General features: G+C 66.3%; 4 protein-coding genes. 1 reads left to right on the top strand and 3 read right to left on the bottom strand.

Features of this window, described 5'->3' with window-relative positions; translation table 11 throughout:
• Positions 1–189 precede the first annotated feature (189 nt).
• Complete coding sequence (locus tag VR44_RS39425; RefSeq protein WP_045952509.1) at positions 190–483, bottom strand: hypothetical protein; 294 nt, start codon at positions 481–483, stop codon at positions 190–192.
• 72 nt (positions 484–555) lie between these two features.
• Complete coding sequence (locus VR44_RS48675; RefSeq protein WP_281187298.1) at positions 556–678, bottom strand: hypothetical protein; 123 nt, start codon at positions 676–678, stop codon at positions 556–558.
• A gap of 174 nt (positions 679–852) precedes the next feature.
• On the opposite strand from VR44_RS48675, the gene VR44_RS39420 reads away from it, so the two are divergent.
• Complete coding sequence (locus VR44_RS39420; RefSeq protein ID WP_157880557.1) at positions 853–1,311, top strand: hypothetical protein; 459 nt, start codon at positions 853–855, stop codon at positions 1,309–1,311.
• Here VR44_RS39420 and VR44_RS39415 read toward each other — a convergent pair.
• Positions 1,308–1,811 carry an NUDIX hydrolase gene (locus VR44_RS39415; RefSeq protein ID WP_045952507.1) on the bottom strand — a complete coding sequence of 168 codons (504 nt, stop codon included), beginning with the start codon at positions 1,809–1,811 and terminating at the stop codon, positions 1,308–1,310. The two genes, VR44_RS39420 and VR44_RS39415, sit on opposite strands and share 4 nt — an antisense overlap.
• Between the last annotated feature and the right edge of the window lie 158 nt (positions 1,812–1,969).

Below are 1,969 nucleotides of genomic sequence, written 5' to 3'. Positions count from 1 at the left end.
GCGGGCACCTGTTCGAGGGCGGGGCGGGGGCTGGGCGGGGATGTGGGGGACGGGCAGGCGGCGCGGGCTGTTCGCTCGGATGTCCTGAATCCCTTGACGCTGGCCAGCGCGAAGCAGGCGGCCCAGCGGCCGTTTGACCAGGCAGTGGACGGTCCAAGCCAGCACCAACATCAGGCACTGTCCGGCGGATCATGCTTCAGGGTCGACGGTCTGGAGGTCGTAGAGGTAGGAGCGGTCATCCTTGAAGCTGCGCCAGACGGTGGCCGGGGGTTCGGGTGCGTCAGCGAGGCTGTTGAGGGGACGGGCGGTGACGAGGTCGCCCGTGATCTCGCAGTGCCAGCCGTCGGCCGGCGACCAGACGCACCACACCTTCCCGTCCGTTCGACGGTAGGCAGGACGGCCGTTGTGCTCGCCGTCCCGTTCGAAGCGGTAGCGGAGCCCGTCTATATGGCGCACGAAGGTAAAGGATGCGAGTGCCGTCATACCTTCGGCACTGTATGAGATGACGCTGCCGGTGGCTAAGCATTCTGTGTGTAACCAGATGCAGGGCGCATCTCACGAGCGGAGCCAGAGCCGGATTGCGGCGAGGATGACGGTGCCGATGACGGTGCCGTGGAAGCCGTAGGCGCTCTTGTCGTAGCGGCTGGCGACGCACCCAAACGACCGCGACGGGTGCACTCGACGCGGGTGTGAACTCCGCGAAGCTGCCTACCCAGAGGCCGACGCCACAGGCGGGCAGGCCCTGCCGCAGACTGTGTACCCATGGATGACAGATGGGAGGTACGGCCCGACAGCGATCGGCCTCAGTGGGTCGTGGACCCGTGTCTGGGTGTGGGACCGTTGCGCTTCGGTATGAACCCTGACGAAGTATCGGCGGTGCTGGCCGACGTGACAGCAGAGGCCCAGCAGTGCATCACCACGCACCCCCGTGACGGTCGGCAGGCCAGGGAAGTGGGCCAGTACCGGACGTCCGGACTGCTCCTCTTCTACAGTCGCGACGAGAGGCTCGAGGGACTTGCTGTCGACGGCCTGCGGGGACCGCAGGTCCACGCCGAAGGGGTGCCTCTGACGGGCCGCGTCCCCTCCGAGGTGGAACGGTGGATGACCGCCCGTGCCGCAGAACGATTCCCTCAAGACGGCTTCGAGCTTGGTTACCTGGGGACCGGGGTCCCGTGCTCTTGGAGCCTCGGGTTGGTGGTCAGCGTCCAACGTATGGCTGACCACCTGGTCACACGCCCGGTGATCTTCACTGAGTGCGTACTGGATGACCCTCGCCACATCCTTCCCCGGCAGGCATGGATCATCTACTAGGACTTGTCCGGGCGATCTTCAATGGCTTGTGCGATCAGGTCGTGGATCAAGAACTCCCCGGGCCTGCGGTTCTCTTTGAGGCAGGCGAGGTTGTCGGGGCTGAACCAGTCGTAGGCGGAGTGCTTGGACCATTCCAGCGTGGGGTTGTCCAAGTCGCCTTCGACCTCGACGAGATAGTCGGCCTCGTGACGGAGTCCACCACCGTCGTCCCCCGTCCAGGTCGTGGTGCCAAGGAACCGCCGCACGCGGGTCAGGCGCCAGCCGGTCTCCTCCTCGACCTCGCGTGCGAGAGCTTCCAGGACCGTTTCTCCAGCCTCGACGTGGCCGCCCACGATGTCCCATGTGCCGGGAAACAGGCGCCGGTCCGGGCTTCGCTTGTGGGCGAAGGCTTTGCCATCCCGGTTGAGGATGACAGCGCCGACGGTCCAGACCTCGCCCGGCGCGGGACAGGGCACGTCGACGTCGTCGTCGACCGTGAACGATGGGTTGTGAGTGGGCATGACCTATAGCGTAGGCCGGGCGTTTCCGCGGCTTGCCGGATTCGTTGTGGTGGGCATGGGGCGGGGCGATCTGAGTGACACCGAGTGGGAACGGCTGCGGCCGTTCCTGCCGGTCGGCAATAGGCGTTGTGGCCGGTGGCGGGATCACCGGCAGGTGA

Source organism: Streptomyces katrae (assembly GCF_000966975.1).
GTDB classification, from domain to species: Bacteria; Actinomycetota; Actinomycetes; order Streptomycetales; family Streptomycetaceae; genus Streptomyces; species Streptomyces katrae.
The sequence above is the reverse complement of the archived record's forward strand: the minus strand, read 5'-3'. Positions and strand labels throughout refer to the sequence as shown.

What these genes read in the sequence shown, in the direction of transcription:
- VR44_RS39415 (WP_045952507.1), bottom strand. Translation starts at nt 1,811, where the DNA reads ATGCCCACTCACAACCCATCGTTCACGGTCGACGACGACGTCGACGTG.
- VR44_RS39420 (WP_157880557.1), top strand. Translation starts at nt 853, where the DNA reads ATGAACCCTGACGAAGTATCGGCGGTGCTGGCCGACGTGACAGCAGAG.
- VR44_RS39425 (WP_045952509.1), bottom strand. Translation starts at nt 483, where the DNA reads ATGACGGCACTCGCATCCTTTACCTTCGTGCGCCATATAGACGGGCTC.